At 71.5% G+C, this 21812-nt stretch carries 21 protein-coding genes and 1 tRNA gene; 14 read left to right on the forward strand and 8 right to left on the reverse strand.

From position 1 onward, the window contains the following. Positions 1-79: 79 nt before the first annotated feature. Positions 80-1171, reverse strand: coding sequence for an ABC transporter ATP-binding protein (locus ACFYPM_RS06200; protein WP_387191807.1), 1092 nt, complete (start codon positions 1169-1171; stop codon positions 80-82). 341 nt (positions 1172-1512) lie between these two features. On the opposite strand from ACFYPM_RS06200, the gene ACFYPM_RS06205 reads away from it, so the two are divergent. Continuing rightward, positions 1513-1589, forward strand: a tRNA-Thr gene (locus tag ACFYPM_RS06205). 390 nt (positions 1590-1979) lie between these two features. Here the strand turns inward: ACFYPM_RS06205 and ACFYPM_RS06210 are convergent. Beyond that, the gene (locus ACFYPM_RS06210; protein ID WP_387191809.1) at positions 1980-2888 is read right to left on the reverse strand and encodes a copper transporter; all 909 of its coding nucleotides are present in this window, start codon (positions 2886-2888) and stop codon (positions 1980-1982) included. Positions 2889-3105: 217 nt separating this feature from the next. On the opposite strand from ACFYPM_RS06210, the gene ACFYPM_RS06215 reads away from it, so the two are divergent. The 4 genes from ACFYPM_RS06215 (at position 3106) to ACFYPM_RS06230 (ending at position 5461) form a co-directional block, all read left to right on the forward strand. Next, positions 3106-3669, forward strand: coding sequence for a hypothetical protein (locus tag ACFYPM_RS06215; protein WP_387191811.1), 564 nt, complete (start codon positions 3106-3108; stop codon positions 3667-3669). Positions 3670-3851: 182 nt separating this feature from the next. Beyond that, positions 3852-4253 (forward strand): helix-turn-helix domain-containing protein, encoded by a 402-nt coding sequence (locus tag ACFYPM_RS06220; RefSeq protein WP_387191813.1) that lies wholly within the window; start codon positions 3852-3854, stop codon positions 4251-4253. 35 nt (positions 4254-4288) lie between these two features. Further along, positions 4289-4708, forward strand: coding sequence for a VOC family protein (locus ACFYPM_RS06225; RefSeq protein ID WP_387191815.1), 420 nt, complete (start codon positions 4289-4291; stop codon positions 4706-4708). A 108-nt stretch (positions 4709-4816) separates the two neighbouring features. Next, complete coding sequence (locus tag ACFYPM_RS06230) at positions 4817-5461, forward strand: histidine phosphatase family protein (RefSeq protein ID WP_387191817.1); 645 nt, start codon at positions 4817-4819, stop codon at positions 5459-5461. Here ACFYPM_RS06230 and ACFYPM_RS06235 read toward each other — a convergent pair. Next, entirely contained in the window at positions 5449-5991 is a 543-nt protein-coding gene (locus ACFYPM_RS06235) for a hypothetical protein (protein WP_387191819.1), read from the reverse strand. The genes ACFYPM_RS06230 and ACFYPM_RS06235 overlap by 13 nt on opposite strands. A gap of 275 nt (positions 5992-6266) precedes the next feature. On the opposite strand from ACFYPM_RS06235, the gene ACFYPM_RS06240 reads away from it, so the two are divergent. Beyond that, positions 6267-7034, forward strand: coding sequence for an enoyl-CoA hydratase/isomerase family protein (locus tag ACFYPM_RS06240; protein ID WP_387191820.1), 768 nt, complete (start codon positions 6267-6269; stop codon positions 7032-7034). Between the two features lie 63 nt (positions 7035-7097). Then, positions 7098-8606, forward strand: coding sequence for a serine/threonine-protein kinase (locus ACFYPM_RS06245; protein ID WP_387191822.1), 1509 nt, complete (start codon positions 7098-7100; stop codon positions 8604-8606). A 61-nt stretch (positions 8607-8667) separates the two neighbouring features. Here the strand turns inward: ACFYPM_RS06245 and ACFYPM_RS06250 are convergent, their stop codons facing one another. The 4 genes from ACFYPM_RS06250 to ACFYPM_RS06265 form a co-directional block, all read right to left on the reverse strand. Continuing rightward, on the reverse strand, positions 8668-9111 hold the full coding sequence (locus ACFYPM_RS06250; RefSeq protein ID WP_357252658.1) for an HNH endonuclease: 444 nt from the start codon (positions 9109-9111) through the stop codon (positions 8668-8670). 213 nt (positions 9112-9324) lie between these two features. Continuing rightward, entirely contained in the window at positions 9325-10536 is a 1212-nt protein-coding gene (locus ACFYPM_RS06255; RefSeq protein ID WP_387191825.1) for a hypothetical protein, read from the reverse strand. Between the two features lie 67 nt (positions 10537-10603). Further along, positions 10604-12157 (reverse strand): FAD-dependent oxidoreductase, encoded by a 1554-nt coding sequence (locus ACFYPM_RS06260; RefSeq protein WP_387191827.1) that lies wholly within the window; start codon positions 12155-12157, stop codon positions 10604-10606. Positions 12158-12187: 30 nt separating this feature from the next. Continuing rightward, the gene (locus ACFYPM_RS06265; protein WP_387191829.1) at positions 12188-12670 is read right to left on the reverse strand and encodes an MSMEG_6728 family protein; all 483 of its coding nucleotides are present in this window, start codon (positions 12668-12670) and stop codon (positions 12188-12190) included. A gap of 95 nt (positions 12671-12765) precedes the next feature. On the opposite strand from ACFYPM_RS06265, the gene ACFYPM_RS06270 reads away from it, so the two are divergent. The 4 genes from ACFYPM_RS06270 to ACFYPM_RS06285 all read left to right on the forward strand — a co-directional run bounded on the left by ACFYPM_RS06270 (position 12766) and on the right by ACFYPM_RS06285 (position 15956). After that, positions 12766-14736 carry a potassium channel family protein gene (locus tag ACFYPM_RS06270; RefSeq protein ID WP_387191831.1) on the forward strand — a complete coding sequence of 657 codons (1971 nt, stop codon included), beginning with the start codon at positions 12766-12768 and terminating at the stop codon, positions 14734-14736. Positions 14737-14813: 77 nt separating this feature from the next. Further along, positions 14814-15104 (forward strand): DUF1778 domain-containing protein, encoded by a 291-nt coding sequence (locus ACFYPM_RS06275; RefSeq protein WP_387191833.1) that lies wholly within the window; start codon positions 14814-14816, stop codon positions 15102-15104. Continuing rightward, the gene (locus ACFYPM_RS06280) at positions 15101-15622 is read left to right on the forward strand and encodes a GNAT family N-acetyltransferase (RefSeq protein ID WP_387191835.1); all 522 of its coding nucleotides are present in this window, start codon (positions 15101-15103) and stop codon (positions 15620-15622) included. The genes ACFYPM_RS06275 and ACFYPM_RS06280 overlap by 4 nt, the downstream gene beginning before the upstream one ends. Before the next feature lie 34 nt (positions 15623-15656). After that, on the forward strand, positions 15657-15956 hold the full coding sequence (locus ACFYPM_RS06285; RefSeq protein WP_387191837.1) for a type II toxin-antitoxin system Phd/YefM family antitoxin: 300 nt from the start codon (positions 15657-15659) through the stop codon (positions 15954-15956). A gap of 65 nt (positions 15957-16021) precedes the next feature. Here ACFYPM_RS06285 and ACFYPM_RS06290 read toward each other — a convergent pair whose 3' ends face one another. Beyond that, a complete protein-coding gene (locus tag ACFYPM_RS06290; protein ID WP_387191839.1) occupies positions 16022-16294 on the reverse strand; it encodes a hypothetical protein in 273 nt (90 codons plus the stop codon). A 750-nt stretch (positions 16295-17044) separates the two neighbouring features. Between ACFYPM_RS06290 and ACFYPM_RS06295 the strand changes: the two genes are divergently transcribed. Genes ACFYPM_RS06295 through ACFYPM_RS06305 form a run of 3 tightly spaced genes read left to right on the forward strand, consistent with a single transcriptional unit; the run spans position 17045 to position 21783 of the window. After that, complete coding sequence (locus ACFYPM_RS06295) at positions 17045-19981, forward strand: BTAD domain-containing putative transcriptional regulator (RefSeq protein WP_387191841.1); 2937 nt, start codon at positions 17045-17047, stop codon at positions 19979-19981. A 30-nt stretch (positions 19982-20011) separates the two neighbouring features. Beyond that, positions 20012-21001: an ATP-binding cassette domain-containing protein gene (locus ACFYPM_RS06300; protein ID WP_387191843.1), complete on the forward strand. Its 990-nt coding sequence runs from the start codon at positions 20012-20014 to the stop codon at positions 20999-21001. After that, positions 20998-21783: an ABC transporter permease gene (locus ACFYPM_RS06305; protein ID WP_357252634.1), complete on the forward strand. Its 786-nt coding sequence runs from the start codon at positions 20998-21000 to the stop codon at positions 21781-21783. Before ACFYPM_RS06300 ends, ACFYPM_RS06305 begins: the two co-directional genes overlap by 4 nt. Positions 21784-21812 lie beyond the last annotated feature (29 nt).

Genomic DNA, 21812 nt, shown 5'->3' on the forward strand with positions numbered 1-21812 from the left:
GCGGGGTGAAGAGCCACCACCGGTACGACGACAGGGGCGGCCCGCCGAAGCGGACCGCCCCTGTCGGTTGCGCGTTGGGTCAGATCCGGCCGCCGGTGGCGGCGTGGAAGACGTGGCTACGACCGGTACGCGGCTTGACGAACACGGTGTCACCCATGTTCGGCATGGTGCGCCGGTCGGTGCGGACGACGAAGCGCTCCGAGCTGCCACCCAGCGCGGCGTGCCCGTAGACGTTGGCGTCCGAGCCGAGGTCCTCGACCAGTTCGACCACGACCGGCATGCCACCCTCGGTCGGGCTGACCAGGTCGCAGTCCTCTGGACGGAAGCCCACGGTCACCTTGCCGTTGCCACCCTCGGCGCGGGCCGCCGCGACCTGCTCGCGGGTCAGCGGGATGTTCAGCTCGGCGAACTCGGCGCCCTGCTCGTGCAGCGGAACGGTCTTGATGTTCATGGCGGGGGAGCCCATGAAGCCGGCGACGAACACGTTCGCCGGGGTGTCGTAGAGCGCGCGCGGGGTGTCCACCTGCTGGAGGACACCGTCGAGCAGCACGGCGACGCGGTGACCCATGGTCATGGCCTCGACCTGGTCGTGCGTGACGTAGACCGTGGTGACGCCCAGCTTGGCCTGCAGGGACGCGATCTGGGTACGGGTCTGCACACGCAGCTTGGCGTCGAGGTTCGACAGCGGCTCGTCCATGAGGAAGACCTGCGGCTCGCGGACGATCGCGCGGCCCATCGCGACACGCTGACGCTGACCACCGGAGAGCGCCTTCGGCTTACGGCTGAGGTATTCCTCCAGCTGCAGCAGGGCTGCCGCTTCCTTGACCCGCCGGTCGATCTCCGACTTGGAGGTCTTGCGCAGCTTGAGGGCGAACGCCATGTTCTCGTACACCGTCATGTGCGGGTAGAGGGCGTAGTTCTGGAAGACCATCGCGATGTCGCGGGCCTTCGGGGGGAGGTGGGTGACGTCACGCTGGTCGATGTAGATCGACCCGGCGTCCACGTCCTCCAAACCGGCGAGCATCCGCAGGCTCGTGGACTTGCCGCAACCGGAGGGGCCGACCAGGACGAGGAACTCGCCGTCGCCGATCTCGAGGTTGAGCTCGTTGACGGCGGGACGCTCTTGGCCCGGGTAGACCCGGGATGCCTTGGAGTAGGTGACCGTAGCCATGGTGAAGCGCTTCCTTTCACCGGCAGGAACGTGCCGGACGATCCGAGTGAAGGAGCGACCGGCACGTATCCGTGCCGGTCAGCGGACGGCGGCTCGGCGCGCGGGGGCACCGGGCTGTCTCCCGTGTCAGTGAACCGTAAACGGGTTTCCCCCTGCTGCCAAGGCAGGGCGGCGCCCAACCTGGCCCACGGCCTACGCATTCCGGTCACTCGGGCACGCTCAACCATCAATCGACACGCCCGTGCACCCCTGCGCGTCGGGTTGTTGACGTTTCCAATGCTCGGGAGGCCTCGCGAGCGGGATATCCGGACGTCACTCGCTATGCTGACCTCGACGCACGCGCCCCTGTAGCTCAGCTGGCCAGAGCACTCGCCTTGTAAGCGAGATGTCGCCGGTTCGATCCCGGCCGGGGGCTCCAATTTCACAAGGCGTTTCGGGGCTGTGCCCGCCGCGAAGTGGCCGAATGACAGCAACGGGACGCCCGAGAGCTTCCCGTCGAGCTGGCCGAGAGCCTGACGCGTCGCGTCAAGGTTGGCGTGAGCGTAGACCTTGAGCGTGATCTTCACGTGGGCGTGCCGAGCGGTGGCCTGGACGACGTGCGGCGGGACACTCAACGTCAACAGGGGCCGCCGCGTCGAACATCAACCGGCGCACGACAGCGGACTACCGACCTGCGTTTGTGGGATGCCGGCGAAGCAAGGGTCACCGGCTTGGAGTTCGGAGGGGTCGGGCTCCAGCCGCCAGGGTTTGTTGAGCCAGCCGTGCGCGTCCGGGTCACGAGGAATGCTCCAGCTCATGAGGGACAAAGCTAGATCGTTTGCCGTGGGATGAGGGCGTCAGCGTCACCGGCAGTGCCGTAGCGGCCTCCCCGGTTGGCGGTAATCTGCTCAGCCAGGGCGAGCGCCGCCGCGACCTGACCTTGCGCCCCAGCTACACCGTCTACCGTCGAGATCCGTGCATGCAGCGCTTCGTCGCCGCGGACTATCCCGATAGCGCTGCCGTCGCCGGAAATGGTGCCCGCCACGACGGTCCGCCCGCTCATGGCGATCTGTGCGGCCAGGGTCACGATCGCGGCGTTCCGCTCGGCTGGGTTTCGCTCCACATAGGGTGCCCCGGTCACCAGGACCGCCCCGTCCGAGGGGCCATCGAGCTGCTTGGGTGCGGCGAGGTACCCGGCGTTCGCGAAGGCAGGCAGCACCGTTGAACGGTGGGCGCTGGCCGGCCCGAGCAGAGTCGTGGCCAGGAGGGCGCCAGCGGTTTCGACTCCGTTGCTGTTGCCCGGCAGAGTGATCGGCGGAGGGCTGCTACGGCGGGTCAGCCCAAGCAGGTCCAGACTGTTCTTGGGGTCGAAGAATGCTTCCTGGATGTGGATGGGCCCGGATACGGCGGCGCCGGCCAGTTCAAGCTTTTCGATCACGCCCTCGGCGCGGTCGCGTCCGGACGGCGTCGTCAGCACCACGATCCGGCGGTTGGCCAGCGTCCCGCGCAGCACTGCGGGCGCCGTGTCGTTGATGTAGTCGTCCTTACGGCTCGCCTCCTCTTGGAGGTCATCGGTTGTCTGACGAAGCTGATCGTTGGTTTTGTGCGCTGCGTCGATTGAGCCCCGGAGCACGTCGGTGGCGTAACCGTTCGCTGCGGCGGTGCCGAATACCGCACCGACCGCCAAGGCGACAAACACCGCAGCAAGCGAGATGACGTGGTAGCGAAAATTAATCATCGGCGTACCTTAGTGACGAGGTCCGTGCGGGTCACTGGGACAACCCGCGCGATGCGAGCCCGCCCGCCGCCAGCAGGAAAGCGGCGGTAACCTGGGTGATCATACGGTTGCTCGCCGTGGTGGCCGTGCAGCACGACGTCGGGCTTCGACACGTTGGCATGCAAGAGGCCACGACGCCTGGTGGAACCGCTCGGGATGCGTGCGCGTCAGAACCGGTGTGAAGCTGCGCGCCGCAATCCTGTCTGTCCTGACCGCTCTCGGCCTCAGCCTCGTCGTGGTCGCCTTACCGGCCGAGCCGGCACGGGCTTGCAGTTGCGTGCGCCCCGCCGAGGCGGACGAGCGAGCCGACCTGATCGTCGTCGGCACGATCACCGAGGTGATGGACAACGGGGTCCAACTCGCGGTGGCGTCGGTCGAGAAGGGCAGCCTTCCGGCAGGGGCCACGCTCAGGCTGAGGGTGGGCCGCAGTGAGTCCAGCTGCGGCTACAACTTTCGCGTCGGTACCCGATATCGCGTGAATTCCACCGGTGGGGCTACTGGGCTGTGCTCGGGAGTCAGGACCGCACCGGCGCCTGCGCAGTCGCAGATCACACCGTCCGCTTCGGTGGCCGCCCCGACGCCTGTCACGGCCGCGCCGACGCTCGATCAGTCGTCGGGCCGTTGGTTCGCGACCGGTGCCACTCTGACGATCCTTGCTGCGGGAGTGGTCGTGGCGGTCCTGCGACGGCGGCGGACCAGAGCGAACATTCACCGAGGGACCGGGCCAGCCGCAGGCCCGTAGGCGGTATCGAACAGTCACCGAGGGTGCGCCATCGATCACCAGCCGGCTGACCCCGGGTGTGGGCTCCGCTTCCACCAGCCACCGCCGAGGCGAGTCCGCGTACCGGCCGTATGCTTGACGGCGGTATGCGGGCGCCAGCCTGCGGCAATGTCGGGTACCAGAGCGGATGTGCAACCGAGCCGATGAGTCGCGCGGTGGAGGAGTCGAACCGGGCGATGCTGCGTGCTCGGGACGCGATGGACCGGGCGTACGCCGAGCCGCTTGACATTCCCGCGCTGGCCCGGATCGCGTACGTCTCCGAGTCGCACTTCATCCGCACCTTCCGGGCCACGTTCGGTGAGACCCCGCACCGCTACCTGCAACGCCGCCGGGTGGAGCGGGCGATGATGTTGCTGGTGGAGACCGATCGGGACGTCACGGACATCTGCTACGCCGTCGGTTTCAGCAGTCTGGGTACGTTCAGCCGGACGTTCCGCCAGATCGTCGGCGAGTCACCCTCGGATTTCCGGAGGCACCGCGTCGCGCCGGGCAATGTGCCGTCGTGCTTCGCCAAGGCTTGGACCCGACCAAGTAGTTTTGGATAAGCAGCAGGTCACGGGTTACCTCTAGCGTCATGGGCATGACGATGAACGCGATCAGCCGCTCCCAGATCTACGTCCTCGACCAGGACGAGGCGCTCGATTTCTACGTGCACAAGCTCGGCATGGAGGTCAACACCGACCAGGATCTCGGCTTCATGCGGTGGCTGACGGTCAACCTGCCCGGCGACCCGGAGCGGGAGATCCTGCTGGAGAAGCCGGGCGCACCGGCCCTGGACCCGGCTACCGCCGAGCAGGTCCGCGAGCTGCTCACCAAGGGCGCCCTGGGTGGGTACCTCTTCATGACCACCGACGACGCCCACAAGACGCACGAGGAACTCGTGGCGAAGGGCGTCGAGATCACCGACGAGCCGACCGAGCGCCCGTACGGGATCGACTTCGGCATCCGGGACCCGTTCGGCAACCGGATCCGCATCGGCCAGATGTTCCCGCGCGCGTAGGGGGGAGCGGACGCGAGCGGCGTCCGGCCGGGCCGACCGAGCTGACGGCCGCAGGACCGGGAGGTGCGGGGTGGAGCCCGCGCCTCCCGATGTGTTGGGGTGGGCGGCATGCTGACTCGCCTGCTGTACCTCGCCCGACACGCCGAGCAGGACCTGACCGCCGGGCGGGAGTCGGATGCCGAAGAGCCGGACACGGGCCTGACGGCGCGGGGCCGGCAGCAGGCCGCGCTGCTCGGCGAGCGCCTGCGGGGCCGCCGGTTCGCCGCCGTCCACCACGGACCGTTGCGCCGGGCCGCGCAGACCGCCGAGCTGGTCGCCGGGTCGCTGCCCGAGATCCCGGTGTACGCGTCGGAGTTGGCCGGCGACCACCTCCCACACGACACGGACCCGGCCGGCCTGCCGCCCGCGTACGCCAACTTCCTGGCGCAGTTTTCGACGGCCGAACGGGTCGACGGGCCGCGGGTGACGGCGGCGGCCGTGCGGCGGTTCGCCGGCCCGGTTCCCGGGGAGGCCCCCGACGGCGAGCCGGTCCGCGAGTTGGTCGTGACGCACAGTTTCCTGATCGCCTGGCTGGTGCGGCACGCGCTCGACGCGCCGGAGCGGCGTTGGCTGGGCTTGAATCTGCACAACGCGGGCCTGACCGTGATCCGGTACGGCCCGGCCGGCCCGCCGAATCTGATCGCCGTCAACGACGTGGCCCACCTTCCGCCGGAGTTGCGGGGTACCGGCCTGCCCCCGGACTACCTGGTCTGAGTGCCGGTTGCCCGCAGCAGCAGCTTGACCAGGGACTGGGTGGCCGGCGGTGGGGCGGCGTCGGCCGGGCAGTCGACGTAGCCGGTCTCGATGCCGCCCACGGTGAGCCGGTAGCTGAACGCGTCCGAGCAGGTGGTCGAGCGGGTCGGCTGCCGTGCCTCGGCGGCCAGTCGGGGGTCGGCGGCCAGTCCCGTCAGGCGGCCGAGGTCGGCGGGGGTGAGCTGGCCGGTACGTCGACTGCCGGCCCGGTCCACCGCGGTCCACCGACCGTCCGGCTCGACGGTCACGGCGTCACCGCGGCCGGCGAAGCCGCCGGAGGTTCGCAACATGACCGGGGTTGGCGTGCCGCTGGTCGCGGGGCCGCCGGTGAGGGCGCCGGTGGGCGGCGGGGTGGCGGTGTCGGCCGGGCCGGGAGCGTCGCTGGCCGAGGGTTGGGCCGGGGTGGTGGGAGCTCGGTCGACGCCTGTGCAACCGACCAGGAACGACGCCAGGAGCGCGGCCGTGACGGCACTCGTCGATGCGGGTCTCATCTCCGTCGGACGCGCGACTCCAACCGCTGGTTCCCCCCAAGTCTGCGCCGTTCCGCAATCTTGGACAGTTCCGCGCTAACGGAAACTGTCCAAGATTGCTATGGCAGCGCGCCTGCGGCGGGCCTGACCGGTCGTCTTCGCTATCGTCGCCGCAGCGGCGCGCGGAGCTGGCGGCCGGACCGGCACGGAGCTGGCGGCCGGACCGGCGCGGAGCTGGCGGCCGGACCGGCACGGAGCTGGCGGCGTCGCTTGACGGTGGCACGGAAGGAGCGGATGTGTCGGACGCGGAGTTGACCGTCGAGGTGACCGGACCGGTCGCGACGGTGGTGATCCACAACCCAGCCCGGCGCAACGCGATGACCGCCGCCATGTGGCGTCAGCTCCCGGAGGTGCTCGACCGGCTGGAACCCGACCCCGACGTGCGGGCGCTGGTGCTCACCGGCACGGGCGACGCCTTCTGCGCCGGGGCGGACCTGGGTGATCTGACCGAGCTGCTGGACGCCGGCGACGCCAGCATCGCGGTTGCCGCCGAGGAGCGGCTGGCCGGCTTCGCCAAGCCGACCGTCGCGGCCATCCGGGGTGCCTGCGTCGGCGGTGGTGCGCAGCTCGCGGTCGCCTGTGACCTGCGGATCGCGGCGCAGGACGCCCGTTTCGGCGTACCCCCGGCCCGGCTCGGTCTGGTCTATCCGGCACCGACGACCCGCCGGCTGGCCCGGCTTGTCGGCCCGTCCGCCGCCAAGCATCTGCTGTTCACCGCCGAGCTGATCGACGCCGAGCGGGCCCTGCGGGTCGGCCTGGTCGACGAGGTGCTGCCACCGGACCGGCTCGCCGCGCGGGTGGACGAGTTGACCGCGACGATCGCCCAACGGTCGGCGTTGAGCATTGCCGCGGCGAAGGAGATCATCGACGACCGGGCCGGGGCGGCCCGGATCGCCTGGTGGCATCGGAAGGTGCTGACCACCGGCGAGGCCCGCGAGGGGGTCGCGGCGATGGCCGAGCGGCGTGCGCCGCGCTTTGCCTGGCGGCCGCCGAGCGACGACTGAGTGCGCGGGCTGCCGGCGGGGAGGGGGTGGCCCGCTGCCGGCCGGTACGGCAGGCTGTCCGTCGTGCAGCGTGATCAGTTGCTTGCGGGCCGCTATCGGCTCCTGGAGCGTCTCGGCAGTGGCGGCATGTCGGCGGTGTACCGGGGGTACGACGAGGTGCTCGAACGTGATGTCGCGGTGAAGGTGCTCGTCGCCTCGGACACCTTCGCTCGGCAGCGGATCCGGGCCGAGGCCAAGGCGGCTGCCCGGCTGTCGCACCCGCACGTCACCGGCGTGTACGACTACGGCGAGTCGCCCGTGGACGGTTCGCCGGTCCCGTTCGTGGTGATGGAGCTGCTCGACGGTCTCACTCTCGAACAACGCCTGGCGGCCGGGCCGATGCCGCCGCGCGACGGTCTACGGGTCTGCGCCGAGGTGGCTGCTGCTCTCACGGCCGCGCACGCTCAGGGGTTGGTGCACCGCGACATCAAGCCGAGCAACGTGATGCTCACGCCAACCGGCGCGAAGGTGCTCGACTTCGGCATCGCGGCCGTCGCCGGCGAGTCGGAGATCGACTTCGAGGGACGGCTGCTGGGGACGCCGGCCTACCTCGCCCCGGAGCGAATGGAGGCCGGCGAGGTGCTGCCGGCCTGCGACGTGTACGCCCTGGGCCTCCTGCTGCACCGGGTGCTCACCGGCGGGCTGCCGTGGTCGGCCGAGACGCAGACCGGGATGCTCCGTGCCCACACGCACGTCGAGCCGGACCCGCTGCCGGAGATCGACGGCGTGCCGCCCGAGGTCCACCGGCTCTACCGCTGGTGTCTGGCCCGCGACCCCGCCGATCGGCCGCCGGCCGCGGAGGCGGCCCGCATCCTGCTCGCGGCCAGGAGCGAAGCGACGTCCGAGGGGACGGGCGTCACCGCGACACCGGAGGCCGGCTCAGCCGAGCCGACCGACACCGCGACCGCCGACTCGGCTGCTCCGACGAGACGCCTGTCGTGGCGTCGGCGTCGTCGTCGGGCCATCCTGGCGGTCGGCGGCGCGGTTCTCATCGCGATCACCATGGCCGGGTCGCTCGGCGACTTCGGCAATCGTCGACCGGAGGAGGGTCCTCCCCCGACCGGCCGGGACCCGGGCACCACCGCCGTGGGGATGCCACGCGCCGCGGAGCCGGCCGACGAGATCACGACCGGGCCGTCCGCCGTCCCGCCGGCCCAGGACACCGCGCCTGCTGCCCGGACCGGCCCCCCGACCGGTCCGGGCCCGACGGCGACCCCCGCCCCGACAGCGGCCCCGACCGCCACCGCGCCCGGTCCCACGCCGACCACGCCCGGCCCGCCCGCGTCGACGCCCACCCTTTCCGCCGACGTGCCCGTGCAGGCGCAAGGAGGGACGATCACCTTCCGCTGCGTGGGGAAGTCCGCCGAGGTGCTCGCGGTGGCACTCGCGCCCGGATTTCGGGCGGAGGCCTACGACCCGGGCCCGGCGAAGCAGATCCGGGTCGAGTTGACCTCCACCGAGCACCGCAGCGAGATCCGGGTGAACTGCCCCAACGGCCGCCCGAACCCGCAGGTGAAGGAACGCGCCGCCTGACCCGGGGGCCGGCGGGTGCCGCGCCCCGGGACGCGGCCCCCCGTTCCCGCCGGCCGGTCCGTCACCGCCCGGCGAGCGCTCCCCAGCCCGGGTTCACCGGCTCCCGGCGCAGCGGCATGCCCGCCTCCGCCGGCGTCCGGTCACCCTTGCGCTGGTTGCAGCCGTAGCAGGCGGCGGTGGTGTTCCGCCAGGTGTTCCGGCCGCCGCGCGAGCGGGGCAGGATGTGGTCGATGGTGGAGGCCGGCCCGCCGCAGTACGCGCAGCAGCGGTCGTCGCGGCGCATGACCCCGGCGCGGGACCAGGCCGGCCCGCCGCTGAACCTCCACCTGGTGACGACGTAGCGGACCAGCCGCACCACCCGGGGCATCGGGAAGACGCCGATCACCTGGTCCGGCTCGGCCTCGTGGATTTCGGCGACCCGGCGGCAGAGCATCCGCACGGCATGTTGAACGGTGACCCGGTGCAGCGGGCCGAGGTCGGCGTTGATAACGAGGACGGCGTCCACCGGGGCTTCCTTTCACGATGGTGACGGACAGCGAAGAGCCGCCCGGTCCGGTTGGTGGACGGGGCGGCTCGGCGCGTACGGGTACGCGTCAGTCGGGCCGGCCCGCCCGGGGACCTTCCGCTCGGCAGCCGTCGCCGGGCAGCGTCGACGGCACGGTGCTGACGTGCAACATCGTCATGACCTGCTCCCGCGGCGGTGGTTGACCTTGCCTGATCACGGTAGGTCCGGGCGGGTGAGGGGGGCAACGTATTTCGATCGACCGCCCGGCTCCTCCGGGCGGCGTGGACGGCGGGTCCGGGGTGCGACGACTGCCGTGCGCCGGGCGGCGGTCAGCGGCCGGTCCAGCCGCAGGGCCATGCGCGCGGTGAGTTCGCTGTCCAGCAGGGGCCGGTTGACCTCGCCGGCGACCGCCAGCGCCGGCCCGGAGACCGACCGCCAGATCGCGGCCAGGCCGGCACCGAGACCCACCAGGGCGACGGTGGCCCGGGTGGTCGGTGAGCCGGCGGCCGCGGCGGCGCTCACGCCGACCACCGCGAAGAGCACCAGCAGCAGGGGTACGAGTACGGGCCAGAAGATGCCCCGCGCCGCCTGCGCCACCAGCCGTCGATCCCGGATGATCAGGTTCCGGGCGATCACCGCGTAGTCCTCCTCGTCGAGCAGGTCACGGGGGTGCAGGCCGCCGGTGAGCACGTCCCGCCAGAGGTCACCCTGGCCCCGCAGGGCTCGGCTCAGCTCGGCGGGCGCGGGTTCGGCCGGGTCCCCGTGGCCGGCCCGGTCCACAGCGGTCGCCCAGGCGGCCAGCGACCGGCGCACCACCGCGGCCGAGTACGGCGGCAGCACGCTTGCCAACTCGTCCAGCCAGCGGCTGATCTGGATCTGCCGACCCCCGAACTGCTTCAGCAACTGGGCGGCGTCGCCAGCTCGGACGGTGTCGGCCACTGATCGGCCCAGCCGGTAGGCCAGCCCGACCCGGTGGTTGGTGGCCATCGCCCAGCGCAGCACCTCGACGTTGAGGTCGTCGAGGGCGAGCAGCAGCGGCACCGGATCGGCCGGGTCGGGCCGACCCGGGTCGGGCAGCAGGGTCCGGGCGGCGGACGTGTCGGGAACCGGCCCGGTGTGCCGGGTGAGTTCGGCGATCTGGGCCAGCGCGACGTCCACCCCGTCGAGGTACATGCGCATCCGCCGGTGGGCGGACATCTCGGTGAGGTTGGAGAGCTTGGCCGGCGGTACGGGTGGTCGGGCCTCGACGGGGGCGCCGAACTCGGTGTGCTGCCCATGGTGGTAGGCGTCCGCCATCCACCAGCCGAGGCGCAGTGCGGTGACGATGCAGGCGCGTTCGTCGCGGATCAGTGGGTACGCGTCGTCGCGGCCGATCTCGCCGATCGGTGGACGGTTTTCCGCGCCGGCGCGGTGCAGTGGTGACATCCCCCGCTGCCCTCCCGCCCGGTCGATCGACGGTTGATCAATCAAGCGTACGACAGCGTACCGATGCTTATGTTGTGTTTTGTCGGTTTTGGGTGGCGCGACCGGCCAGCAGCCCCCGGGGCCGGATCGACCGCACCGGCTCCGCCGCGCTGCCCTCCGCGCGCAGGATGTAGTTCGCGGCGATGATCCCGGTCGCCGCGGAGCGTTCCATCAACGCGCTCGGGAAATCCGTGGCGATGCCGTCACCGGCCAGGTAGAGGCCGGACGCGTCGGTGCGTACCCCTGGTCGCCAGGCGTGGCTGCCCGGCGTGAACGCCGGCGCCTGCGCCTCCACCCGGGCCCGCAGCTCGCGGACCCGCAGGTCGCCGGCCTCCGGCCAGAGCGCGACCAGCTCGCGGCGCATCCGCTCGGCCAACTCCTCGGCCGGCACCCCCGGCTCGCAGGCGTACGCGTGCAGCTCGATGATCGACCCACCGGTCTGCCGCGCCCAACGCCGCGACTCGTTCTCCAGCCGGTGGTAGAGCGTCACCGAATCCAGCGTGGGCTGGCGGGACACCCCGCTGAACACCGCCCGCTCGGCGGCCACGTCCCCGTCGCACCAGTACCGGGCCACCGCGTACGGCGGGCCGGGCCGGCCGAAGGCGGGCATCCGGGCGGTCAGCTCCGGTGCCTGCTCGACCACGTCGGGAGAGGCCGCGACAAGCGCGGCAAGCGCCGGCGGGTCGACGGCCAGCACGACGTGACCCGCCGGATGACTGCCGCCGTCGGTGGTCGTCACCCGCCAGCCCTCGGCCTCCCGGTGCACCCCGGTGGCGGCGCAACCGGTGCGGACCCGACCGCCGTGCTTCTCGACGTGCCGGGTCAGCGGCTCCCAGATCGCCGTGGCGTAGTCCTCGTCCGGGCAGTCGAACGCCAACCCCTCCGGGTTGCCGAGCAGATAGAAGTGGAACTGGGCGACCATCTCGGCGGCCGACATCTCCGCCTCGTGGTTGAAGAACGAGTGCGAGAAGACCTCGAACAGCATCGCCCTTGCCCGGTCCGGCAGCCGCAGCGACGTCAACAGGTCGTCGGCCGTGGTGTCGTCCAACTCGGCGTAGGTGCGCACCGGGTCGTAGCTGAGCAGCGGCAGCGCGGCGTCCCAGTCCATCAGGCGCAGGTCGCCCAGGCGCAGACTGGGGCTGCGCAACAGCAGCGCGAGCAGGTTCGCCGGCGGTGCGGGCGGCAGCCTGCCGAACTCCTCGGTCGGCCACTGCGCACTGAGGATCGGGTAACCCGCAATGGGCTTGAGGAAGCCCAGGTCGGGATCGATCCGGCGGAGGATGGACCGCCAGTTGTAGTACTGTCGAAAGAACGCGTGAAAACCGTGCTCGTTCTGCTGGCTGCCCTCGGCGAGCGCCTCCGGCCAGGCGCCCAGTCGACCGCCGAGCGTCGGTGCCGCCTCCAGCACCGTGACCGCCACGCCCCGCTCGGCGAGCACCACCGCCGCCGACATGCCGGCGATGCCGCCGCCCACCACCACCGCCGCGCTCGGTCGCGGCACGCGGTCCGCGCCACCGCCGCCCGGGTCGACCAGATGTTGGCGTACGCCGATGAGCCGACCCGCCACTTGCGACAGCGCCATGGGCACCTACCTCTCTCCGCCCAGTCTCCGTCACGCGAGGCAGCGGCGCGCGCGGTCCGAGGTGGGCCAGACGTACTCCAGATCCGTCGGAACGTCGTCGCCGAAGAGGGGTCGGTAGTGCTCCGGGTCCTTGCGGACCAGCGAGGCGCGGTGGCTCAGGTGCAGGTCGGCGCGGCCCAGCCAGGGCGGCAGCTCACCAGCCTCGGCCAGCTCGTCCTGGGTCCGTACGACGCCGGCCCCGCAGGCGGCCGCGAGGTCCACGGTCATCGTGGTGGCGCAGGTGTCCGCCCGCCCCGGCTCGGTCCACACCGCGCACATGTCCAGCCCGTAGCGGACGAGCGCCTCCTCGTACCCGGCCCACATCTTCACCGCCGGGTGGTTGCGCCAGCCGTACCCCGGTCGGGTGAGCCCCCGCAGCACCTGGATGGCCTCCACCCGCTGTTTGCCCAGCCGCTTCTGGTCCAGCGTGCGGGCGCTGGCAAGGAAGTCCGGGTAGGGGAGGAACGTCTGCATGCGGCTGCACTACCCGTCGCGGGAGCCGGCATGCCTGGCCGCGGGATGATCCGGACGGGGTCGCCCACCGTGGCCGTGCTGATTACGATCCGGGCATGGCGGAGCCGTGGCGGGACCGGGCGCGACGGGCGGTCGAGTGGAACTGGCGGCTGCGGTCGGTGGGTGATCCCCGCCCGCACTACGTGATCTGCGGTAAGGACGCGCTCGCCTACTACGTGGCCCGGGCGATGCTCGAATCCGAGCTGCCGGCGGGCGGAGCCCGGGTGACGGTCGTGGTGCCGGAGCGTTACCGCAGCAACGGCCCGGACGTGGCGGGGTTGCGCGGACTCCGGGTGGTCCGCTCGGATCGGCTGGACGTGGCCACCTTCGAGGCCGCCGGCCTGGTCGGGGCGACCGGATTGGCCCTGCTGCACCAGGACGACGTCGGCAACCTGCACGCGGCGCTCTGCGCGCAGGCCGTCGACCAGCAGGTCCGCCAGGTGCTGCGGATGTTCAACGGCACTCTCGCCGACGGCGTACGCAAGCTGATCAGGGCACCGGTCGAGGTGCTCTCCGACGCCGAGATGGCCGCGCCGGCCTTCGTGGCCGCCGCGCTCGGCGAGGTCGACCCCAGTTCCTTCCAACATCGGGACAAGACGCTCCGGGTGGCGCGGCGCGCCGACGTCCGCCCGCAGGACGTGGTCTGCGCCCTGGCCCACCTCACCGAGGCACAGGGGGTGGAGTTGCTGCCGGCCGAACAGGCCGGCGCGGACCTGGTGCTCGCCGAGGCGACCGGTCAGCCGCCGGGCACCGAGGTCGCCGCCCGTCGGCTCGTCCGGGCCCGCCAGCGACGCCGTCCGGTCTCGGTGCTGCTGGGAGCGGTACGCGGCTTCGCCACCCGCAAGATCGGCGTCGCGGTGATGCTGGTGCTCGCGGTGATCGCGGTCCTGGGGGCGCTGATCTCCCGCACCGAGGAAGCCTCCCCACTGGAAGCCCTGTACCTGACCCTGGTCACCACGCTCAGCGGGGCCGACCCGGACACCACCAAGTCGGCCGGCGCGCAGATCATGCAGGTGGTGCTCAACCTGGCCGGGTTGGCGCTGATCCCGCTGATCACCGCCGCCGTGGTGGACGGCATCGTCAACGCCCGACTGGCCCTGCACACCGGCCGGTTGCAGCCCGCGCGGGCCGGGCACGTCGTACTGGTCGGCCTGGGCAACGTCGGCACCCGCGTCATGGCGCAGCTCCGCGAGTACGACGTCGAGGTGGTGGCGATCGACAAGGATTCGGAGCCGCGCGGTGGTGCCCTGGCCCGTCAGCTGGGGGTGCCGCTGATCGTCGGTGACGCCGCGCTGCCCGAGACGCTGGCCGCCGCGTCGGTCGTCGACTGTCAGGCGCTCGTGGTGGCATCCACCGACGACGTGGCCAACCTGGAGGCGGCGCTCGCTGCCCGCGACCTCCGCGCCGACCTGCGGGTGGTGCTGCGGCTCTTTGACGGTGACTTCGCCGAACGGGTGGAGGAGACCTTCGCCCTCGGGGTGTCCCGCTCGGTCTCCTACCTGGCCGCCCCAGCCTTCATCGGGGCGCTCACCGAACGCGCCGTTATCACCACGATCCCTGTCGACCGGCACGCGTTGCCAGTCGCCGAGGTGCCGGTCGCGGCCGGCTCCGAGTTGGACGGCCGGCCGCTGGGTGTGGTCAACCGGGACGGGCAGGTCCGGGTGATCGCCCGTACCCCGGCGGGCGGCACCAAGACGATCTGGTGGAAGGACCTCGACCCCCGCCAGGTCATCTTCGCGGGCGACCGGTTGACGGTGGTCGCCCGTCGGCGCGGCCTGGACTGGCTGACGCACCAGTCCGCCCCGCCGGCCCGGCCAGGCCCGGTCCCCCGGCCGGCCGGTGCGGTCCACGGCGGGGTGCACATCCCCGCCGCGGCAACCCCCGCGGGGCTGAACCCGACCGCCGCGGAGGTCGGCGTGACACATCCCGTTGCTCCCGCCGGGGCTGCTCCCTCGACGCCTACTGGCCGCCAAGTGGACGAATTCGAACTGACTCGCCGGCAGGACGGGACCGGCGAGGTGAGCTGACGCCACCTCGGGCCCTCTCCCCGTCACCATCAAGCGATCTACCTTGCGGTGGCGTACGTTGTGCGTACACTCGGGCTGTGAGTGCGAAGGCGGAACGGCTGCACCTACGGGTTGATGAGCAGCAGAAGGCGTTGTTGGAGGCGGCGAGTCAAGCCGCTGGGGACAGCGTCTCGACGTTCGTGTTGAAGGCGGCGACCGAGGCAGCGGCGGATGTGCTCGCCAACCGACGGGCGTTCCTGCTGGACGAGGACGCCTGGCGAGCGTTCGACGAGGCGTTGCAGGGGCCCGCGCAGGACGTCGCCGGGTTGCGGGAACTGTTGACCGGTCCGACGGTGCTCGACCCGCCGACTGATGGTGGGCTCCGGTGAGTTCACGCTTCTCGGCGGTCGAGCCGCTGTCGGCCGAGATCGCGGTGACGGGGTTCGACTGCGGCTCCCGCGCCCAATCGGTCTGGCTGGTCGAGCATGCCCTGCAAGCCCATCGCGCGGGTCTGTCGCGGGTGTACGTGGTGCGGGACAACGAGCACCCCGACCAGCGGATTGCCGGCTATTACGCCCTGGCTGCCGGGAGCGTCGCCCCCGCCGATGCGTCGCCCCGCCTGCGGCAGGGTGCCGGCCGTTACCACCAACCGGTAGTGATCCTGACCCGGCTCGCCGTCGATCGCAGCGCACAGGACGTCGGGCTGGGGCGAGCCCTGGTGGTCGACGCACTACGGCGGATAGCCGCCGCCTCCGAGGTCATCGGCGTACGTGCGGTGCTCATTCACTGTGAGACAGAAGCCGCCCGCGACTTTTACCAGCGGCTGGCCAAGTTCGAGGCCAGCCCCACCGACCCCATGCACCTGTTGCTGCTGATGAAGGATCTTCGCCGCGCGCTCAGCGGATGATCCTGACGCGGTACCGAATGGTGCAGTTTCCTGCATGGAAACAATCACGCTACGCGAATTCCGTGACGGCGCGGGCCGGGTGCTGGACGGTATTGAGCGCACCGGTGAGCCCATCATCATCACGAAGTACGAACGGCCCGTCGCCGTGCTCATCGGCATCGACGAGTGGGAAGAGATCGAGGCGTTTCGAGATCGCCGGGATTCGGCGGTGATTGCCCGATCTCGTGCCGAAGGCCAGTTCGTGCCGCTATCGGCGGCGCTGGAGTCGCTCGGGGTCGATCCTCGTGAGGTGGATGCACTGCTGGCCGATCGAGCCAACGGCGAGGCGGCATGAAGGTTCAGGTCGACCGGGACGTGCTGGTCTGGCTGCACAAGCAGCCCCGTAAGGTATAAGGACGGCTACTCGTGAGTCCGGCCCCGCTGCGGCCGGTTGCCGGTAACGCGGTACGCCTCTAACCGGTCACGCGCCCACCGCAGCTCCTGGCACCCGTCCGGCCGGCAGCGGCGGCACGTCCACAGCCCGGCGAGCTGGACGAAGACCTCGCGCCGCGCCACCGCCGTACCGTGTCGGTCCAACTCGTATCCGCTCAGCCAGACCCATCCATGGTTGGTGAGCCGGTCCTCCACCGCTGTCAGCCGGAATATCAGGCTGCGCTCCCCGGCGAACTGCACAGACGCCCTCCGGCCAATCGTGAACACCTGACCGGGCTGTAGGCCCAACCGCGCCCGGCAGCACCGCTCGGCACATCTGGGCACCGCGTTCGACGGTGAGCGCTTGGCAGCGGGCACGGCCCCACCTCCGGTAGACGGGCAGGTCCGGCCACCGATCCCCGATCAGGTATCCGGACCGCTACCCCTTGTGTCGCCCCGATAGGGGATCAATGGGGCGACCCCCTGTCAAGATAGACAGGGGGGTGCAGTTACCGATGGAGCAGCACGTATGGTGGGCGCAGGGGGCTTCCAAGTTTGGCAGAGGGTCCGGTCGGGATCGTCGGGGGCATGGTGCGGAAGTTGTACGGCTCAGCCGAGCTACAGGAACGGTTGGGCGTGTCACGCGTCCGAATCGTCCAGCTCACGAGCCGCCCCGACTTCCCAGAGCCGTTCGATCGGCTGGCCGGAGGCTCCGTCTGGTTGGTGGAAGACGTAGAAGCGTGGATCACCGAGCACCAGCCATGGAAGGCGCGCGGCGCGGACGAGCCGCCCCCGCCCGAAGGCTGAGGCGGCTCGGGCCGCTCGCCCTGCGGGGAAACCAGGGGTAGTCAGGGTCCGGACGTGATTGAGCCCTCGGGCGGGCAATCTCAGGGCTGGCCCCCGCTGCCGGCACACCTGCACCCGGGCGGCCCACGCCTCAGGGTCCGCCGTTCTGAATGGCGACCGGAGGCGTCAGGACGTCCGGCCGGGTGGTGCGTGACAATCAGTGCCATGCGTTTCCGCGTCCTGGGGCCGACCCAGGTGTTGCTGGCCGACGGGCGTGAGATTCCCGTCGGCGGTCCGCGGCTGCGCGCGCTACTGGCGCTGCTCCTGCTCGACGCGGGTCGGGTGGTCTCCGCCGAGCGGTTGATCGACGGTCTGTACGGCGAGCACCCGCCGCGGGGTGCTGCCAACGCGCTCCAGTCCCTGGTGTCGCGCCTACGTCAGGCGCTGCCCGCCGCGCACACCCCCGTCGAGTTCCACCCGGCCGGATACCGCCTCGCCGTTGATCCCGCAGACGTCGACGCGTACCGGTTCGAGCGGCTCGCCGAGGCCGGGCGTCGGGCGCTTGCCGGTGGTGACTGGCCCCGTGCGTCGGCAGTGTTGCGCGAGGCGCTGGAGCTGTGGCGGGGTCCCGCCCTGGCCGATGTCATCGACGTGGCCGGCGTACCCGCGCAGGCGGCCCGGCTGGACGAGCTGCGGCGTACCGCCACCGAAGATCGGATCGAGGCCGACCTGGCGTTGGGCGGGCACGCGGAACTGGTCCCGGAGTTGCGGCAACTGGTAGTGGCGCATCCGCTGCGGGAGCGGCCGCGGGGCCAACTCATCCGCGCTCTGTCCGCGCAGGGCAGGCCAGCCGAGGCGCTTGCCGAGTTCGAGGACGCTCGGCACACCCTTGCCGAGCAACTCGGGGTCGACCCGTCGCCGGCGCTGGCAGCGATCCACCTGGCCGTGCTGCGGGGCGACGAGAGGCCCGCCGTGTTTCGGGGCGGGGACAGCTCCGCCGTGCGGCCCGGCGGGGACAACTCCGCCGTGCGCCCGACGACCGAGCAGGCGCTGCCGAGCCAGCTCAGCACGTTCGTCGGACGGGAGGAGGAGCTCAAACGCGTTCGTGCGTTGCTCGGCGAACGGCGGCTGGTCACCCTCACCGGCCCCGGGGGAGCGGGCAAGACCCGGCTGGCCATCGAGGCGGCGGGCCGCGCGGACGGCGAGGTCTGTTTCGTCGAGCTGGCCGGGCTGGCCGACGGGTCGGACGTACCGCAGGCGGTGCTGAGCGGGCTCGGTCTGCGGGACGCGGGACTGCGGGCGCCGGCCGAGCCGGGCCGACAGTCCATCGACCGACTGGTCGAGTCGCTTGCCGAGCGGCGGCTGCTGCTGGTGCTCGACAACTGTGAGCACGTCATCGCGGACGCGGCCCGGCTCGCCGCACGGCTGCTGGGCGCGTGCCCGGCGCTGCGGGTGCTCGCCACGAGTCGCGAGCCGCTCGGACTGGCCGGCGAGGCGTTGTGCCAGTTGTCCGGGCTGACCCTGCCGCCACCGGACGTGTCGACGGAGGATGCCGACGACTACGCGGCGGTCAGCCTGTTCGTGCAACGGGCCGCTGACGTCGCACCCGACTTCACCGTCACACCGGCCAACGTCGACGTGGTGCTGCGGATCTGTCGTACCCTCGACGGCCTGCCGTTGGCGATCGAGCTGGCCGCCGTGCGGCTGCGGGCGTTGCCCGTCGCCGAGGTGGCCGCCCGACTCGACGACCGACTCCGGTTGTTGTCCATGGGCAGCCGGGCCGCGTCGCCCCGACACCGCACCCTCCGGGCCGTGGTCGAGTGGAGCTGGGACCTGCTCGACGACGCCGAACGGAGACTGGCCCGCCGACTGACCGTCTTCGCGGGCGGCGCGACGTTGGAGGCCGCCGGGAGCGTCACGGGCCTTGCCAGCGCCGAGTTCGTCGACGCGCTCAGCGGTCTGGCCGACAAGTCCTTCGTGGAGTTGAGCGGCGGCCGTTACCGGATGCTCGAAACGGTGCGCGCCTTCTGCGCCGAACATCTCTCCGAAGCCGGCGAGGCGGACCAGCTGCGCCGTGCCCACACCGCGTACTTCCTGGAGTTCGCCTGGGCCGCCAGCGACCACCTCCGGCAGGCCGAACAGTTGCACTGGTTGCGGCGGCTCGACGTCGAGCGGGACAACCTGCACGCCGCGCTGCGCCGTGCCACCGCGGCCGGTGACGCGCCGGACGCGGCCGGGCTGGTCGCGGCCCTGACGTTCTACTGGTGGCTGCGTGGCATGCGCGGGGAAGCGGCCCGGTTGGCCGCCGACGTCCTCGACCTGCTGGGGGACGAAGCGCCGTCCGGGCTGAATGAGGAGTTCGCCCTCTGCGTCTACAACGCCGCGCTCGCCGGTGCCGGTCACCTGCCGTCGCTCGGTACGCAGAAGTCCGTGATCCGCAGCCTCGACCGGTCCCCTCGACAACCGTTCCTGCTGTATCTGTCGGGGATCTCGACCGGACCCCCGTCCGGCGGAGCCGATCACGTCGAAGAGCTGATGCGGGAGCTGTGGCGGCTGGTCGGCCCGGACACGTGGATCAACGCGCTCGGCGCGATGGGGTACGGCTCGGCCCTGATGTGGAGTGGCGATTACGACCGGGCCAGGAGCGCGCTGGCCACCGCGCTCGACGGATTCCGGAGCACCGGGGACCGGTGGGGCTGCATGATCACGCTCGGTGCGCTCGGCGAACTGGCCGCCTGGCAGGGTGATCCGGAGACGGCGGGCGCCCACATGGACGAGGCCATGGGACTGGTCGAGGAACTCGGGTCGGCCGTCGACCAGGCCGACATGCTGCGGACCAGGGGCGAGATCCGGCTGCGGGCCGGCGACCTCACCGGGGCGCGGGACGACTTCGCCGGTGCGCTGCTCCTGGCGCAGCGCAGCGGCGCGCCCGAGCTCGTGGCCAGTGCTCGTCTCGGCCTCGCCCAGGTGGCCCGGCTGCGCGGCGATCTGGTCGAGGCGAGACGGTTCTGCGAGGAGGCCCTGGTGGGTGGGCTCACCGGGTGGTACGTCGGCGAGGCCACGCGCGCAGAGATCATCTTGGCCCTCGACGAGATCAACAGGGCGGCGCGAGCCGGAGCCGCGAGCCCGCCCGGTGCGCCGCCGTCAGCGGACGGTGCGTGACCCGTCAGCGCCCGACCGCACCCTGGCGGCATGACGACATTCGACGTGACAGCCGAGGGGCTGGGCAAGCGGTACGGCCCAACGCGGGCACTGGACACCTTCGACCTGGCCGTACCGACCGGCACGGTGTACGGACTGCTGGGACCGAACGGCGCCGGGAAGACGACTGCCGTACGGATCCTGACCACGCTGCTGCGCTTCGACGTCGGCCGGGCCACCGTGGCGGGGTTCGACGTGCGGCGTCAGCCGGACGAGGTGCGGGCCCGGATCGCGTTGACCGGTCAGGACGCCGCGGTCGACGAGATCCTCAGTGGCCGGCAGAACCTGGAGTTGTTCGGCCGGCTGTTCCGGCTGGGTCGACGGGCGGCCCGTCAACGCGCCGACGAGTTGCTGCAACGGTTCGGGCTCGACGAGGCGGCGGGCCGGTCGGCAGGCGAGTATTCGGGTGGGATGCGTCGCCGGCTGGACCTCGCGGCCAGCCTGATCCGTACACCCCGGGTGCTCTTCCTCGACGAGCCGACCACCGGCCTGGACCCGCGTAGTCGCAACCAGGTGTGGGACCTGGTCCGTGGCCTGGTCGCGGACGGGACCACGGTCCTGCTCACCACGCAGTACCTGGAGGAGGCCGATCAGCTCGCCGGCCGGATCTCGGTGATCGACGCCGGTCGGGTGGTGGCCGAGGGCTCGCCGGACGAGCTGAAGTCGATGACCGGCGGCGACCGGATCGAGGTGGTGGTGCGGGATGCGGCGGATCTGACCCAGGCCGCCCGCATCGTCGCGTCGATCTGTGCCGCGGAGCCGGAGCGCGATCCGGAGGTGCGGCGGCTCAGCGTGCCGGTGGCCGACCGGGTCGCCGGGCTGGTCGACGTGGTGCGGGCGTTGGACGACGCCGGGGTCGCGGTGGAGGACATCGGCCTGCGGCGCGCGACGTTGGACGAGGCGTTCCTGCATCTGACCGGGCACCGGCCGGACGAGGCCCGCGAGCCCGTCGGCGTTGGCGCGAAGGCGGACGTGGCATGACGGCGGCGGTGACCGACGGCTGGACGATGACCCGGCGGAACATGATCCACGTGATCCGCGCACCGGAGGAACTGATCCTCTACTTCTCGCTGCCGATCATGTTCGTGCTGGTCTTCGGGTACGTGTTCGGCAGCGGCATGCAGGTGGCGGGTGGCGGCAACTACCGGGAGTTCCTGCTGCCCGGGGTCTTCGTGATGACGATGCTGTACGGCCTCGGCGCCACCGCGACCGGCGTGGCGCTGGATCTCAGCCGGGGTGTCGTGGACCGGTTCCGGTCGATGCCGATGGCCCGGTCCGCCCTGATGACCGGCCGCAGTGCCGCCGACCTGCTCCGCGCCCTGCTGGAGATGTCCACCCTGCTGGTCTGCGGCCTGCTCGTCGGGTGGCAGTGGCGGCAGGGTGTCGGCAAGGCGTTGCTCGCCGTCGGGCTTCTCCTGCTGCTGCGGATCGCGATCACCTGGGTCGGGATCTACCTGGCGCTACTGGTCCGCAACCCGGACACGGTCGGCGTGATCGTCTTCCCGGCGGCGTTTCCGTTGAGCGCGATCTCGAATGTCTTCGTGTCGCCCGAGCTGATGCCGTCGTTCATCGGGACGATCTCGGAGTGGAATCCGTTGTCGGCCACCGTCGCGGCGATCCGTGAACTGTTCGGCAACCCGGGCCTGGGTGGCGACTCCTGGCCGGCGGAGCACGCCGTGCTGTTGGCGGTGCTGTGGCCGGTGCTGCTGATCGCGACGTTCGCGCCGCTCGCGGTGCGCCGGTACCGGCGGCTGAGTCGCTGACCCCCGGACGCCGGTGGCCTGTGCTCAGG

It is taken from the genome of Micromonospora sp. NPDC005203, from assembly GCF_042872705.1.
Taxonomy (GTDB): Bacteria; Actinomycetota; Actinomycetes; order Mycobacteriales; family Micromonosporaceae; genus Micromonospora.

Bases quoted from the DNA above. Each gene is read 5' to 3' on its own strand.
- ACFYPM_RS06200 (WP_387191807.1), bottom strand. From the start codon at position 1,171: ATGGCTACGGTCACCTACTCCAAGGCATCCCGGGTCTACCCGGGCCAA.
- ACFYPM_RS06210 (WP_387191809.1), bottom strand. From the start codon at position 2,888: ATGATTAATTTTCGCTACCACGTCATCTCGCTTGCTGCGGTGTTTGTC.
- ACFYPM_RS06220 (WP_387191813.1), top strand. From the start codon at position 3,852: ATGAGTCGCGCGGTGGAGGAGTCGAACCGGGCGATGCTGCGTGCTCGG.
- ACFYPM_RS06225 (WP_387191815.1), top strand. From the start codon at position 4,289: ATGACGATGAACGCGATCAGCCGCTCCCAGATCTACGTCCTCGACCAG.
- ACFYPM_RS06230 (WP_387191817.1), top strand. From the start codon at position 4,817: ATGCTGACTCGCCTGCTGTACCTCGCCCGACACGCCGAGCAGGACCTG.
- ACFYPM_RS06235 (WP_387191819.1), bottom strand. From the start codon at position 5,991: ATGAGACCCGCATCGACGAGTGCCGTCACGGCCGCGCTCCTGGCGTCG.
- ACFYPM_RS06255 (WP_387191825.1), bottom strand. From the start codon at position 10,536: ATGTCACCACTGCACCGCGCCGGCGCGGAAAACCGTCCACCGATCGGC.
- ACFYPM_RS06260 (WP_387191827.1), bottom strand. From the start codon at position 12,157: ATGGCGCTGTCGCAAGTGGCGGGTCGGCTCATCGGCGTACGCCAACAT.
- ACFYPM_RS06265 (WP_387191829.1), bottom strand. From the start codon at position 12,670: ATGCAGACGTTCCTCCCCTACCCGGACTTCCTTGCCAGCGCCCGCACG.
- ACFYPM_RS06270 (WP_387191831.1), top strand. From the start codon at position 12,766: ATGGCGGAGCCGTGGCGGGACCGGGCGCGACGGGCGGTCGAGTGGAAC.
- ACFYPM_RS06285 (WP_387191837.1), top strand. From the start codon at position 15,657: ATGGAAACAATCACGCTACGCGAATTCCGTGACGGCGCGGGCCGGGTG.
- ACFYPM_RS06295 (WP_387191841.1), top strand. From the start codon at position 17,045: ATGCGTTTCCGCGTCCTGGGGCCGACCCAGGTGTTGCTGGCCGACGGG.
- ACFYPM_RS06300 (WP_387191843.1), top strand. From the start codon at position 20,012: ATGACGACATTCGACGTGACAGCCGAGGGGCTGGGCAAGCGGTACGGC.
- ACFYPM_RS06305 (WP_357252634.1), top strand. From the start codon at position 20,998: ATGACGGCGGCGGTGACCGACGGCTGGACGATGACCCGGCGGAACATG.